Genomic DNA, 11,724 nt, shown 5'->3' on the forward strand with positions numbered 1-11,724 from the left:
GCGTATGATGCCTTGGGCCTGAGTCTCGGAGGCACAAACGAGGTCTCAGCACTGACTGCGGCCGAAAGCGACTTTGACAAGTCTGGGGAGAGCAAAAATGAAAGGTGCCGTAGCGGGAGTGGTTGGAAAATGAAGGCGGCGTAATCTCCAGCTTGGACCAACAAGCGATTCCGGCGTTTCAGCGCCGGTGGAGATCACGCCATGACGAAGATTATCACGACGCCTTGCCTGCCGCAGTCCGAAATCGAGACGACTGAGCAGCTTTTCGACAACTGGTTCGACCCGATCGAAGCTGGCCTTCGCGAGCGAACCCGGGAATTCCTGCAAGCGATGTTCGAAGCTGAGCTCGACGAGGTGCTGGCGCGCTCGCGCTACGCCCGACGGGCGAGGCCGGCGAGCGGCGATTCGGGGGCGACGCCCGCCGCCACTGGTCACCGCCACGGGCATCGGCCGCGCTCGCTGCTGGGCACATTCGGGAAAGTGGAGATCGCAGTGCCGCGCGCCCGCTTGAATACGTCCGATGGCAAGACGACCGAGTGGAAAAGCGGCGCACTGCGGGCCTACCAACGCCGCACGCTGGCCGCCGACGCGCTGATCGCCGGCTGCTACCTGGCGGGCACCAACACGCGCCGTGTGCGCCGCGCGCTCTCTGCCCTGTTCGGCGGCGCGGTTGGCAAGGACACGGTGAGCCGGGTGTGGCGCAAAGTGAAGAGCGACTGGGATGCGTGGAATGGCCGCTCACTGGCCGAGGAGCCGATCGTGCGGTTGATCCTCGACGGCACCGTGGTGCGGGTGCGGCTCGACCGCAAGGCCACATCGATCTCGCTGCTGGTTGTCATCGGCGTGCGCGCGGACGGCCAGAAAATCTTGCTCGCAGTCAAGGCCATGGGCAGCGAGAGCACCGAAGCCTGGCGGGCGGTGCTCGACGATCTCATCCGGCGCGGCCTGCGGCGGCCCGAGTTCCTCATCGTGGACGGCGCGCCCGGGCTCGATAGCGCGATCGCCGCTGTGTGGGACGGCGTACCGGTGCAGCGCTGCACGGTTCACAAGCACCGCAACCTCTTGGCGCATGCGCCCGAGCGCCTGCACGAGGAGATCACCGCCGACTACAACGACATGATCTATGCGGCGACGCGCGAGGAGATCGAGGCGCGCCGCAAGGCCTTCATCCGCAAATGGCGGCTCAAGCATCGAGCAGTGGCCGACAGCCTGCAGGAAGCTGGCGGCCGGCTCTTCACCTTCACCCGGTTGCCGCCAAGTCAGTGGAAGAGCGCGCGTACCACCAATGCCATCGAGCGGCTGCACGAGGAGTTCAAGCGGCGGATCAAGACGCAGACCGTGCTGCCATCGGCTGACACGGCAGCGATGTTGTTCTGGGCGCTGCTCGCCTCCGGTCAGATCAACATGCGCAAAGTCGACGGCTGGAAAACGCTCGCCACAAAACCTATCGATCAGCCGATTGACCTCGCCGCATGATCAGATAGCTTCACGTCGCTGGAGATCGCGCCACGAATCCCAACCACATTCCGGGCGGCACCAAATGAAAACGCCAAGAAGTGTAGCGATGAGCGTCGCGCTCGCGCTGCTGTTTGCAATCGGAGTGACCTCGATGTCCGTGGCCAAGACGTTCGTCTACGTCTCGAACGCACAGGACGGCAATATCGACGCCTACATCATGGACACGAGCACCGGCACGCTGACACCGATCGGCAAGGCCGAGGCCGCCAAACTGGTCATGCCGATGACGGTGAGCCCGAGCAAAAAGTACCTCTATGCCGTCATACGCTCGCAGCCAACACGCGTATTGACCTACGCCATCGATCCCGCGACCGGCGCGCTCACGCAAAAGGCGACGGCGCCGCTCCCCGACAGCATGCCCTATGTATCGACCGATCATACCGGGCGTTACCTGTTCACCGCCTCCTATGGCGGCGACAAGCTTGCTGTAAGCCCGATCGGCGAAAATGGGCTGGCGGAGGCGGAAGCTACTCAGGTCATCGCCACCGGCCGCAATGCGCATGCGATCCTGCCCGACCGCAGCAACAAATTCGTCTATGCGACCACACTGGGCGCCAATCAAGTGCTGCAGTTCGTCTTCGATAGCAAGACCGGCAAGCTCACGGCCAACGAGCCGGCGGCGGTCAGCCCGGAAGCAGGTCACGGCCCGCGCCACATGGCGTTCTCGCCGGACAACAAGAACCTCTACGTGCTAAACGAGCTCTCGGGACACGTCACGCAATATGCGGTCGATGCCGGCAAGGGAACGCTCTCTCTCGTAGAGAGCATCAGCTCGGTGCCGGCGGAGGCCGGCCTCGTTTGGGGCGCGCCGCAGGCGCCGGCCGGCGCCGCACCGGCGCCCGCGGCAGCTGCACCGAAGGACGACAAGCCGAAAATCTGGGCGGCTGACATTCAGATCACGCCCAATGGCAAATTCCTGTATTCGACCGAGCGCACCAGCAACAAGATCGCCCTGTTCACGGTGACGGCTGAAACGGGCAAGCTTGGCTACGTCACCAATTTCGCGACGGAGGCGCAGCCGCGCGGCATCAAGATCGATCCGAGCGGCCAGTATCTCGTCGCTTCGGGTGAAAAGTCGGACCGCCTGTCGGTGTACAAGATCGATCAGAGCACCGGGAAGCTGGCCGAGCCCAGTCGCTACCCAGTCGGCAACGGCGCGAATTGGGTGGAGATTGTCGACGTCCAGTGAGAGGTGCTCGCTCGCAATGACGTTGAGAGAGCAGGATATGACGATCAGGCCTTCCCTACGCCGGTAAATACCCCCTGATCGCTGGCATGAAGAAGATCGCGACGTTGATCCCAAACCCGATGCTCCAGAGAATCGAGCGCAGCGTCGGGCGGTTGCCGAGATAGGTGAAGACATAGGCGATCCGCACGATCAGGAAGAGCACCGCGAGCTCGTCGATCAGGTGCTGCGGCGCAGTGCGGAATTCCGCCAGCAGCACGGCGACCGCAAAGAACGGAAACGCCTCGATGCCGTTCTGATGGGCGCCGAGCGCGCGGGCACGGATCGCGTCCTCGTAGAATGCGGGATCGCGTGGTCTGGCATTGTCGAAATGGCGATGCCCGGCCCATTTGACCGAGGCGATCGTCAGCAAATAGAGCATCAGCGTCCCGAAAACGCACCATTCGGCGATCGTCATGGTTCCTCCCGCCCGGAGCAATCTGTGAAGCCTATCGAACCGGCCATTATCTTGACAAGGATGGTGCAACGCGCGAAGCCATCGAAATCATGATGGCGGTCGTCCCCATTGGAAATGCGAAACCGGCGCCGGCGGCCCAGCCGCAGCGCGTCGGCGTGTTGCTGGTCAATCTCGGCACCCCCGATACGGCCGATGCCGCGGGCGTACGGGTCTACCTGAAGGAATTCCTCTCCGATCCGCGCGTGATCGAGGACCAGGGCCTCGTATGGAAGCTGATCCTCAACGGCATCATTTTGCGCGTGCGTCCCGGCCGCAAGGCACGCGACTACCGGAAGATCTGGAACACTGAGAGAGACGAATCCCCGCTCAAGACGATTACGCGCGCGCAGGCCGAGAAGCTCGCCGAGGCGATTTCAGATCACGACCACGTCGTGGTCGACTGGGCGATGCGCTACGGCAACCCGTCGATCCGCTCGCGCATCGATGCACTGGCTGCGCAAGGCTGCGATCGCCTGCTGGTGGTGCCGCTCTATCCGCAATATTCCGCGGCGACATCGGCGACTGTCTGCGACGAGGTGTTTCGCGCGCTCGCCGACATGCGCGCGCAGCCGACGCTGCGGGTGAGCCCGCCTTACTACGACGATCCCGATTATATCGAGGCGCTCGCCGTCTCGATCAATGCGCATCTCGCGGCCTTGCCGTTTCAGCCCGAGCTGATCGTGGCGTCGTTTCACGGCATGCCGCAGAAATATGTCGACAAGGGCGATCCCTATTACGCCCAGTGCGTTGCAACAACCGAAAGCTTGCGCAAGCGCATGGGCCTTGATGCCTCCAAACTGATCCTTACATTTCAGTCGCGCTTCGGCTTCGACGAGTGGCTGCAGCCCTATACGGACAAGACCATCCAAAAGCTTGCGAAAGATGGTGTGAAACGTATTGCCATCGTGACCCCCGGCTTCTCCGCCGATTGCCTGGAGACGCTGGAGGAGATCGCGCAGGAAAACGCCGAAATCTTCAAGCACAATGGCGGCGAGCAATTTTCCGCCATCCCCTGCCTCAACGACAGCGATCCCGGCATGGACGTCATCCGCCAGCTCGTTTTGCGCGAGCTTCAAGGCTGGATTTAACCACCCTGCAGAACAAGGCGGCCATCCGGATCGAATTCATCTGGTGGCCGCCAAACAATTCCCCAGCTATATAACCATAACTTGAGAACGGCCGGCTGAACCGGCGCCGCGGCGTTACTGACTCATATTGAGAGACCGCGTCCGGCAACGCTCACCCTTGCCGGCTTTGGAGGACTTTATGACTGGTTTCGACATCTTCGCGATCGCGTTTGTTCTGCTCGTCATTGTCACGCTGTTCGCGGGCGTCAAGACGGTGCCGCAGGGCTATGACTGGACCATTGAGCGATTCGGCAAATACACCCGCACGCTCGCGCCGGGGTTGAACCTCATCATTCCCTATTTCGACCGCGTCGGCCGCAAGATGAACATGATGGAGCAGGTGATCAGCATTCCCGAGCAGGAGGTGATCACCAAGGACAACGCCACCGTGACGGTGGACGGCGTCGCCTTCTATCAGGTGTTCGATGCCGCCAAGGCGAGTTACGAAGTGTCCAATCTCGATCAGGCGATCATCGTGCTGACCATGACCAATATCCGTTCGGTGATGGGCGCGATGGACCTCGACCAGGTGCTGTCGCATCGCGACGAGATCAACGAGCGCCTGTTGCGCGTGGTCGACGCCGCGGTGTCGCCGTGGGGGCTGAAGGTCAACCGCATCGAGATCAAGGACATCGTGCCGCCGGCCGATCTGGTCGAGGCGATGGGCCGGCAGATGAAGGCCGAGCGCGTCAAGCGCGCCGACATTCTGCAGGCCGAGGGCCAGCGCCAGTCGGAAATCCTGCGCGCGGAAGGCGCCAAGCAGGGCCAGATCCTGCAGGCCGAAGGTCGCAAGGAGGCTGCGTTCCGCGACGCCGAAGCGCGCGAGCGCTCCGCCGAAGCCGAGGCCAAGGCGACGCAGATGGTCTCCGAGGCCATCGCCAAGGGCGACGTCGCCGCGCTGAACTATTTTATCGCCGACAAATACATCAAGGCGTTCGGACAGCTTGCGGATTCGCCGAACCAGAAGCTCGTCATGCTGCCGATCGAAGCGATGAGCATTTTGGGATCGCTTGCCGGCATCGGCGAGATCGCCAAGGCGACCTTCGGCGAAAGCGCAGCCTCCGCGGCTGCTGCCGCACGCCGGACGTCCTCGGTGCCGAACACCGGCCCGACGCCGCCGGTCGCGCCGCAACGGTGAGGTTCGATGCGGAAGTTCATTCTCGCTGATTAGAGGTTCGTGTCATGGCCGAGATGTTTTCCACCCTGGGCACCTGGAACTGGCTGATCTTCGGCTTCCTCCTGATGGCGCTGGAGCTCTTGGCGCCGGGTGTCTTCATGTTCTGGCTCGGGCTCGCGGCCCTATTGGTCGGGCTGTTGTCGTTTGCGATCAACCCGTCCTGGCAGACGCAGCTCCTGATGTTTGCGATGTTCGCGGTCGCCGCCGTGCCGGCGTGGCGGCACTTTGCGCGCAGCGAGGGTAGCCGCAGCCAAAGCAACCCGTTTCTCAACAAGCGGACCGAGGCGCTGATCGGCCGGGAATTCACCCTGGAAAAGCCGATCGTCGACGGGACGGGCACGGTGCGGATCGACGACACGATCTGGCGCGTCGCCGGCCCCGACGCACCGGCCGGCAGCCGCGTCAAGGTGGTGCAGGTCGATGGCGCGAGCCTGACGGTGGCGGCGGCTTAGCTCAAGGCTTCTCTTTTTTGACGCGTTTTCTTCACGCGAACCGGTATCCACTTCGCTCGAAAACGCTATGCCCCGCGCTTGCTCCAACGCTCGGCGAAGTGATGCAGTGGCAGGACGCTTTCCATCAGCTCCCTGCCCAGCGGCGTCAGGCGGTAACCGTCGCCGGCCAGGAGTTCGACGAGGCCGGCGTCGCGCAGCTCCGACAGCCGGGCCTGCATCACCGTCGGCGAGGCGTCGTCGCAGGCGGTGCGGAGCGCGCGCGAGGTCAGCGGGCCATCGCGCAGCTCCCAGACGATCCGCAAGGCCCAGCGCCGCCCCAGCAGATCGAGCAGGGCCATGACCGGCCGGCCCGTTCTGGAGCCGCGAACGGCAGTTTTCCTGGTGACGGCGGCCGGTTTCGGCATCGAAAGTCCTCTTGCATGTCGCTACAGATAATGTAGCGTGCTGCTACGTTATTGGTAGCACGGGGGCCCGCCGATGTCCCAGACCACGCCGCGGATCGCGCCATTGCAGCCGCCTTATGCACCTGACATTGCCGGGCAGTTCGATCGCATCATGCGCGGTGCGCCGCCGCTGGTGCTGTTTCGCGTCATGGCGGGCAATGCCCGCGCCTGGGAGAAATTCCGCGCCGGCAACCTCTTGGATCGCGGGCCGCTGTCGTTGCGCGAGCGCGAGATCGCCATAGACCGCACCTGCGCGCGAACGGGATGCGAGTACGAATGGGGCGTGCATGTCACGACGTTCGCCGAGGCCGCAAAATTGACCGATGAACAGGTCCGCGCCACCGTGCGCGGCGCCGCCACCGAGGCCTGCTGGTCGGAAGCCGAGCAGGCGCTGATCGCCGCCGTCGACGCGCTGCACGAGCGGGCGACGCTGAGCGAAACCGAATTCGCTGACCTGTCGGCGCATCATGACGAGGCGAAGATCTTCGAGATCATCCTGCTGTGCGGATTCTACCGCACCGTATCGTATCTCGCGAACGGACTGGCGCTACCGCTGGAAGGGAAGGCGGCGAGATTTCCGCGATAAGCGTCATTCCGGGGCGATGCGCAGCATCGAACTACGGTGCGCAATTGCGCACCTGAGAATCTCGAGGTTCTCAGATGTGCAATTGCACATCATAGTTCACGCTTCGCGTGCCCCGGAACGACAGGATCCTACGCCACGCCCGCGCGCAAAAAATCGTGCAGATGCACGATGCCGACCGGCTTGCCGGCATCGGTGACGATCAGCGTCGTGATCTTGGAGGAGTTGAGGATCTCCAGCGCCTCGCCGGCCAGCACGTCGCGGTCGATCGTCTTCGGATTTTTCGTCATCACCTCGTCGACGGTGGCCGCCATCAGATCAGGCCCCATGTGGCGGCGCAAATCGCCGTCGGTGACGATGCCGACGATATACCCGCGTGCGTCGACGATGCCGACGCAGCCAAAGCCCTTCGAGGTCATCTCGACCAGCGCGTCGGACATTTTGGTGCCCAGCGGCTTCAGCGGCACGGCGTCGCCCGCGTGCATGAGATCGCGGGTATATTTCAGCATCGCACCCAGCTTGCCGCCGGGATGCAGCACGCTGAAATCGATGGACGTAAATCCGCGGCCTTCCAGCAGCGCGATCGCCAAGGCATCGCCGAGCGCCAGCATCATCAGCGAGGAGGTGGTGGGCGCGAGGTTGTGCGGGCAGGCCTCGCGCGCCTTCGGCAGCGTCAGCGCGATATCGGCCGCCTTGCTGAGCGAGGATTCCCGCTCCGCCGTCATCGCGATCACGGCAATCCGGAACCGCGCGGCGTAGCTAATCAGGTTTTTCATCTCCGGCTGCTCGCCGGACCAGGACAGCGCCAGGATGACATCGTCGGCCGTGATCATGCCGAGGTCGCCATGGCTGGCTTCGGCGGCATGGACGAAGAACGCCGGCGTGCCGGTGGAGGCAAAGGTCGCGGCGATCTTGCGGCCGATATGGCCTGACTTGCCGAGCCCGGTGACGATCAGCCGTCCCTTGGCGTTGCGGATCAGGTCAGTGGCGGCGACAAACGGCGCCCGAAGGTCGGATTGCAGCGCCGCTGACAGCGCGGCGATCCCGCCGCCTTCCGCATCGAGTGTGCGCAGGGCCGACTGAACGGCGGCGTCAGCGGTTTCGGTGCCGGATGATTCTGCCATCAGCGGTTTCGGATTGGCCATGTCTGTCCCAGGGGAGGAGGGCGCTTCGCCCCCAAACCCGTCCATAGCATGGCCTGCCCGGCGATGCGACGTGCGCGGTACGGCTCTCAACGGCTCATTAACCATAATTGTTTTAACTCCATTAACGACGTGCTCTCGCGAGCGCTCGGTGCGTACCGTTCAAATATCTGTTTTTGTTGGAGTATTTCTTGTCGTGAGGGCGGGGCCAGTAACCGGCCGGAACAGCCGCGCGCGCGCCTTTCGCGCAGCCTTGCCGTGCCTTGCGCTGATCGCCTTGATGGGAACCGCAGCGCAGGCGCAAACCGTCACGCCGGACCTGTTCAGCTCGAGGCGCACCAGCCAGACGACGCCGGCGGATTCGCCACTGCGCCGGACCGCGGCGGAAGTGAACGATCCGCTCAATAGTCCGAAGCTGCAGGACAACGACAAGGACAAGCCCGCGCCGTCGCGGATCGGACAGATTCCGAAATACGGTCTGCCGGCCGCGAGCGGCGCCGCCGATTCCGGCTACGACTCGCTCAACCGCAAGCGCAAGAAGCCGAAATACTATCCGGGGCAGGCCCGACCGAAGCCGCCGGTCGGTCCTGGCAGTCCGCCGCCGCCGATTGCGTCGAACACGCGGCTGCGGCTTTCGATTCCGCCGTCGGAGTCGGCGCACAAAACGCCAATCCCGCCCGCCATGGCCGGTACGGTCGTCGGACAGCCGCCGCGCAAGCGCCTCAGGATCGATGACGATCCGTTCGGTGCCGTCGGCGATTACGCTGGCAGTTTCCTGATCAAGTCAGCGGTCGAATTCTCCGGTGGCTACGACACCAATCCCGGCCGGCTCGCCGTCGCACAAGCCAGGCCGTTCTACGTGATCGCACCGGAATTCGTCGCGTTCTCCGACTGGGAACGTCACGCGCTGGTGGCCGATCTGCGCGGCTCCTTCACCGGCTACACCAGCAACCTCACGCCGAACGCGGACGGTACGCCGCTGTCGGCGCCGCTCGATATCGATCGGCCGAGCTTCATCGGCCATGTCGACGGCCGGCTCGATGTCAGCCGCGACACCAGGCTCACTGGGCAAGGGCGGTTGTTTGTCTCGACCGACAATCCCGGCAGCCCGAACGTGCAGGCGGGCCTCGCCAGATATCCGATCTACACCACGGTAGGCGGTACCTTAGGCGTCGATCAGAACTTTAACCGGCTGCAGGTTTCCGCCGGCGCCGCCGTCGACCGCACCGACTACACCAACTCAAAGCTCACCGACGGGACGTCCAGCACCAACGACGACCGCAACTTCAGCCAGTACGGCGGCGTCGGCCGCGTCAGCTATGATCTGAGGCCCGGCCTGAAGCCGTTTGTGGAAGTGCAGGGCGACAGCCGCGTGCATGACCTCAGGCTCGACCGCAACGGTTTTGCGCGCGACTCCAACGGCGGCTATGTCAAGGGCGGCACCAGTTTCGAATTCTCGCGGCTGTTGACCGGCGAAATCGGCGTCGGCTACGCCGCGCGCGACTATGCCGATCCGAGGCTCGATCGCCTGGAAGGCCTGCTGGTCTCGTCCTCGCTGGTCTGGACCGCGACGCCGCTGACGACGGCAAAGTTCTATTCCGACACCACGATCACGGAGACCACGCTGCCCGGCACGTCCGGCGTGCTGACGCACATCTACACCGTCGAAGTCGATCACGACTTCCGCCGCTGGCTGACCGCGATCGGCAAATTCACCTGGGGGGACCTCGACTATCAGGGCAATCCCAGGCGCGACAAGATCTACACGCTGTCGGGCGAGGCGATCTACAAGATGAACCGCAACGTCTGGCTCAGAGGCACGCTGCGGCGGGACTGGCTGGATTCGAACTTGCCGGGGAACAGCACGGCGTCGACGGTGGCGATGCTGGGCGTGAGGCTGCAGCATTAGGACTGTGCTCGCGCCTCACCCGTCATGCCCCGCGCAGGCGGGGCATCCAGTACGCCGCGGCTTATCCGAATCTCACAGGAGTCTCTGGAATACTGGATCACCCGCCCCAGTGCGCAATTGCGCACAAGGCGGGTGATGACGGCGTGAGCGGTGCTGAGATCGCTTTCGATGAGCTAGCCGCCTACCTCGGCAGCGTCGTCGTCCCCATCAGATACTGATCGATCGCCCGCGCGCACAAACGTCCCTCGCGGATTGCCCAGACCACCAGCGATTGCCCGCGGCGCATGTCGCCGGCGGAGAAAACGTTGGGCAGCGAGGTCTTGTAGTCGTGTGTGTTGGCGCGGACATTGCCGCGCTGGTCGAGATCGACGCCAAGGCTCTTCAGCATGCCTTCGTGCACCGGATGCACGAAGCCCATGGCGAGCAGCACGAGCTGTGCCTCAAGTTCGAATTCGGTGCCGGCGATCGGCTTGAACTTGTCGTCGACCTGCACGCAATGCAGCTTCTGCACCTTGCCGTTCTCGCCGGAGAACTTTTGCGTCAGCACCGCGTATTCGCGCTTGGCGCCTTCGGCCTGGCTCGAAGAGGTCCGCATCTTCAAGGGCCAGTTCGGCCAGGTCACGCCCTTGTTTTCGTGTTCGGGCGGCGCCGGCATGATTTCGAGCTGGGTGACGGATTTAGCGCCCTGCCGGAATGAAGTGCCGATGCAGTCCGAACCGGTATCGCCGCCGCCGATCACGACGACATGCTTGCCTTCGGCGAGAATGTCCCTGGCATCGCCGAGCGGCTCGGCGGAGACGCGGCGGTTCTGCTGCGGCAGGAAATCCATCGCAAAGTGGATGCCGTCGAGGTCGCGGCCGGGGATCGGCAGATCGCGGCCGGCTTCGGCGCCGCCGGTTAGCGCCACTGCGTCATACTGGTTGAGCAGTTCGCGTGGATCGATCGCGCCTTGCGAGGTACCGCCGACATGGACGCCATAATGGAACGTCACGCCCTCGGCTTCCATCTGCGCCACGCGGCGGTCGATGATGTGCTTTTCCATCTTGAAGTCGGGAATGCCGTAGCGAAGCAACCCGCCTGCCTTGGCGAATTTTTCGTAGACATGCACGTCATGGCCGGCGCGCGCGAGCTGTTGCGCGGCCGCAAGGCCCGCAGGCCCGGAGCCGATGACCGCTACCTTCTTGCCGGTCCTGGCCGGTGCGATCTCGGGCTTCAGCCAGCCATTGTCCCAGGCGCGGTCCACGATGGCGCATTCGATGGTCTTGATGGTGACCGGGTTGTCGTCGATGTTGAGCGTGCAGGACGCCTCGCACGGGGCGGGGCAGATGCGGCCGGTGAACTCGGGGAAATTGTTGGTCGAGTGCAGGTTGCGCGAGGCTTCTTCCCAATTGCCCTGATAGACGAGGTCGTTGAAATCGGGGATCTGGTTGTTGACCGGGCAGCCCGGCGTGCCCGGCGCCACCGAGCCGGTGCCGTGGCAATAGGGAATGCCGCAATTCATGCAGCGCGCGGCCTGGTCGCGGGTGTCCTTCTCGCTCAGCGGAATGACGAATTCGCGATAATGCTTCAAGCGCTCGGCGACCGGCGTGTACTTGCGTTCGTTCCGGTCGATCTCGAGAAAACCTGTGATCTTGCCCATTAAACCTGATGCCCCTGCATCTCTTGTTCGCATCTATGTGTTTCCGTCACCC

11 protein-coding genes are annotated in these 11,724 nt (G+C 63.7%); 7 read left to right on the forward strand and 4 right to left on the reverse strand.

The window, feature by feature from the left end; all coding sequences use genetic code 11:
• Nucleotides 1–201 precede the first annotated feature (201 nt).
• A complete protein-coding gene (locus V1293_RS29350; protein ID WP_334508869.1) occupies nucleotides 202–1,476 on the forward strand; it encodes an IS256 family transposase in 1,275 nt (424 codons plus the stop codon).
• A gap of 88 nt (nucleotides 1,477–1,564) precedes the next feature.
• Nucleotides 1,565–2,707: a lactonase family protein gene (locus tag V1293_RS29355; RefSeq protein WP_334514390.1), complete on the forward strand. Its 1,143-nt coding sequence runs from the start codon at nucleotides 1,565–1,567 to the stop codon at nucleotides 2,705–2,707.
• A gap of 55 nt (nucleotides 2,708–2,762) precedes the next feature.
• Here V1293_RS29355 and V1293_RS29360 read toward each other — a convergent pair whose 3' ends face one another.
• Nucleotides 2,763–3,161, reverse strand: coding sequence for an MAPEG family protein (locus V1293_RS29360; protein ID WP_334514392.1), 399 nt, complete (start codon nucleotides 3,159–3,161; stop codon nucleotides 2,763–2,765).
• 89 nt (nucleotides 3,162–3,250) lie between these two features.
• Here V1293_RS29360 and hemH point away from each other — a divergent pair, with 89 nt between their 5' ends.
• The 3 genes from hemH to V1293_RS29375 all read left to right on the forward strand — a co-directional run bounded on the left by hemH (nucleotide 3,251) and on the right by V1293_RS29375 (nucleotide 5,956).
• Nucleotides 3,251–4,288, forward strand: coding sequence for a ferrochelatase (gene hemH / locus V1293_RS29365; RefSeq protein WP_334514394.1), 1,038 nt, complete (start codon nucleotides 3,251–3,253; stop codon nucleotides 4,286–4,288).
• A gap of 178 nt (nucleotides 4,289–4,466) precedes the next feature.
• Nucleotides 4,467–5,465 carry an SPFH domain-containing protein gene (locus V1293_RS29370; RefSeq protein WP_334514396.1) on the forward strand — a complete coding sequence of 333 codons (999 nt, stop codon included), beginning with the start codon at nucleotides 4,467–4,469 and terminating at the stop codon, nucleotides 5,463–5,465.
• Nucleotides 5,466–5,509: 44 nt separating this feature from the next.
• A complete protein-coding gene (locus V1293_RS29375; protein WP_334514398.1) occupies nucleotides 5,510–5,956 on the forward strand; it encodes an NfeD family protein in 447 nt (148 codons plus the stop codon).
• A 65-nt stretch (nucleotides 5,957–6,021) separates the two neighbouring features.
• Here V1293_RS29375 and V1293_RS29380 read toward each other — a convergent pair whose 3' ends face one another.
• Nucleotides 6,022–6,360, reverse strand: a complete 339-nt coding sequence (locus tag V1293_RS29380; protein WP_334514400.1) for a winged helix-turn-helix transcriptional regulator — start codon at nucleotides 6,358–6,360, stop codon at nucleotides 6,022–6,024.
• 73 nt (nucleotides 6,361–6,433) lie between these two features.
• Between V1293_RS29380 and V1293_RS29385 the strand changes: the two genes are divergently transcribed.
• A complete protein-coding gene (locus V1293_RS29385) occupies nucleotides 6,434–6,985 on the forward strand; it encodes a carboxymuconolactone decarboxylase family protein (protein WP_334514402.1) in 552 nt (183 codons plus the stop codon).
• 128 nt (nucleotides 6,986–7,113) lie between these two features.
• On the opposite strand, the gene V1293_RS29390 is transcribed toward V1293_RS29385, so the two are convergent.
• Nucleotides 7,114–8,127 (reverse strand): KpsF/GutQ family sugar-phosphate isomerase, encoded by a 1,014-nt coding sequence (locus V1293_RS29390; RefSeq protein ID WP_334514404.1) that lies wholly within the window; start codon nucleotides 8,125–8,127, stop codon nucleotides 7,114–7,116.
• 193 nt (nucleotides 8,128–8,320) lie between these two features.
• On the opposite strand from V1293_RS29390, the gene V1293_RS29395 reads away from it, so the two are divergent.
• Nucleotides 8,321–10,033, forward strand: coding sequence for an outer membrane beta-barrel protein (locus tag V1293_RS29395; protein WP_334514406.1), 1,713 nt, complete (start codon nucleotides 8,321–8,323; stop codon nucleotides 10,031–10,033).
• A gap of 181 nt (nucleotides 10,034–10,214) precedes the next feature.
• Here the strand turns inward: V1293_RS29395 and V1293_RS29400 are convergent, their stop codons facing one another.
• The gene (locus tag V1293_RS29400; protein WP_334514409.1) at nucleotides 10,215–11,672 is read right to left on the reverse strand and encodes a glutamate synthase subunit beta; all 1,458 of its coding nucleotides are present in this window, start codon (nucleotides 11,670–11,672) and stop codon (nucleotides 10,215–10,217) included.
• Nucleotides 11,673–11,724 lie beyond the last annotated feature (52 nt).

It is taken from the genome of Bradyrhizobium sp. AZCC 1693 (assembly GCF_036924745.1).
Lineage (GTDB): Bacteria > Pseudomonadota > Alphaproteobacteria > Rhizobiales > Xanthobacteraceae > Bradyrhizobium.

Excerpts from the sequence above, each read along its gene's own strand:
- V1293_RS29350 (WP_334508869.1), top strand. The coding sequence starts at position 202 with ATGACGAAGATTATCACGACGCCTTGCCTGCCGCAGTCCGAAATCGAG.
- V1293_RS29355 (WP_334514390.1), top strand. The coding sequence starts at position 1,565 with ATGAGCGTCGCGCTCGCGCTGCTGTTTGCAATCGGAGTGACCTCGATG.
- V1293_RS29360 (WP_334514392.1), bottom strand. The coding sequence starts at position 3,161 with ATGACGATCGCCGAATGGTGCGTTTTCGGGACGCTGATGCTCTATTTG.
- hemH (WP_334514394.1), top strand. The coding sequence starts at position 3,251 with ATGATGGCGGTCGTCCCCATTGGAAATGCGAAACCGGCGCCGGCGGCC.
- V1293_RS29370 (WP_334514396.1), top strand. The coding sequence starts at position 4,467 with ATGACTGGTTTCGACATCTTCGCGATCGCGTTTGTTCTGCTCGTCATT.
- V1293_RS29375 (WP_334514398.1), top strand. The coding sequence starts at position 5,510 with ATGGCCGAGATGTTTTCCACCCTGGGCACCTGGAACTGGCTGATCTTC.
- V1293_RS29380 (WP_334514400.1), bottom strand. The coding sequence starts at position 6,360 with ATGCCGAAACCGGCCGCCGTCACCAGGAAAACTGCCGTTCGCGGCTCC.
- V1293_RS29385 (WP_334514402.1), top strand. The coding sequence starts at position 6,434 with ATGTCCCAGACCACGCCGCGGATCGCGCCATTGCAGCCGCCTTATGCA.
- V1293_RS29390 (WP_334514404.1), bottom strand. The coding sequence starts at position 8,127 with ATGGCCAATCCGAAACCGCTGATGGCAGAATCATCCGGCACCGAAACC.
- V1293_RS29400 (WP_334514409.1), bottom strand. The coding sequence starts at position 11,672 with ATGGGCAAGATCACAGGTTTTCTCGAGATCGACCGGAACGAACGCAAG.